The organism is Exiguobacterium sp. s35 (assembly GCF_018617535.1).
GTDB lineage: Bacteria > Bacillota > Bacilli > Exiguobacteriales > Exiguobacteriaceae > Exiguobacterium > Exiguobacterium aestuarii.
The window spans coordinates 1-766 of record NZ_JACSKI010000013.1; the positions used below are offsets into that span (position 1 = coordinate 1).

Below are 766 nucleotides of genomic sequence, written 5' to 3' on the forward strand. Positions count from 1 at the left end.
CGTTCCCATGCCGAACACGGAAGTTAAGCGTCTCAGCGCCGAAAGTAGTTGGGGGATCTCCCCCTGTGAGGATAGGACGTTGCCAGGCTACATATTGGAGGATTAGCTCAGCTGGGAGAGCACCTGCCTTACAAGCAGGGGGTCGGCGGTTCGATCCCGTCATCCTCCACCATTTACACCTGCCGGTGTAGCTCAGTTGGTAGAGCATCTGACTTGTAATCAGAGGGTCGAGGGTTCGAATCCTTTCGCCGGCACCATTTGATCTTTTCAAAAAGTCTACCGCTAGAAATTATACCTTGCCGGGGTGGCGGAATTGGTAGACGCACAGGACTTAAAATCCTGCGAGGGTTTCCTCGTGCCGGTTCAAGTCCGGCCCTCGGTACCATTAATATTTTTCCCATGATGATTATTCGTCTCGCACCCTTAGCTCAGCTGGATAGAGCGTTAGACTACGAATCTAAAGGCCGGGAGTTCGAATCTCTCAGGGTGCACCATTTTTACGGGAAGTAGCTCAGCTTGGTAGAGCACTTGGTTTGGGACCAAGGGGTCGCAGGTTCGAATCCTGTCTTCCCGACCATCATCACTTTTATGGGGCCTTAGCTCAGCTGGGAGAGCGCCTGCCTTGCACGCAGGAGGTCAGCGGTTCGATCCCGCTAGGCTCCACCAATTTTATTTTCACAGACGAACTTTGAAAACTGAACGATGAGGCAAAAATAAGTTTTACAATTTTTGAATGAAGCGCAAGCTTCGTCAATTTAAGAGCTAT

Annotated in this window: 6 tRNA genes and 1 rRNA gene; all 7 read left to right on the plus strand. The window is 50.8% G+C overall.

The window, feature by feature from the left end:
• A 5S ribosomal RNA gene (gene rrf, locus KNO75_RS14945) occupies nt 1–88 on the plus strand; the annotation flags it as partial.
• 8 nt (nt 89–96) lie between these two features.
• Nucleotides 97–172, plus strand: a tRNA-Val gene (locus tag KNO75_RS14950).
• Between the two features lie 9 nt (nt 173–181).
• Nucleotides 182–257 (plus strand) — tRNA-Thr (locus KNO75_RS14955).
• A 41-nt stretch (nt 258–298) separates the two neighbouring features.
• A tRNA-Leu gene (locus tag KNO75_RS14960) sits at nt 299–385 on the plus strand.
• Nucleotides 386–417: 32 nt separating this feature from the next.
• Nucleotides 418–494, plus strand: a tRNA-Arg gene (locus tag KNO75_RS14965).
• 6 nt (nt 495–500) lie between these two features.
• A tRNA-Pro gene (locus tag KNO75_RS14970) sits at nt 501–577 on the plus strand.
• Between the two features lie 13 nt (nt 578–590).
• A tRNA-Ala gene (locus tag KNO75_RS14975) sits at nt 591–666 on the plus strand.
• The last annotated feature ends 100 nt before the right edge of the window (nt 667–766 follow it).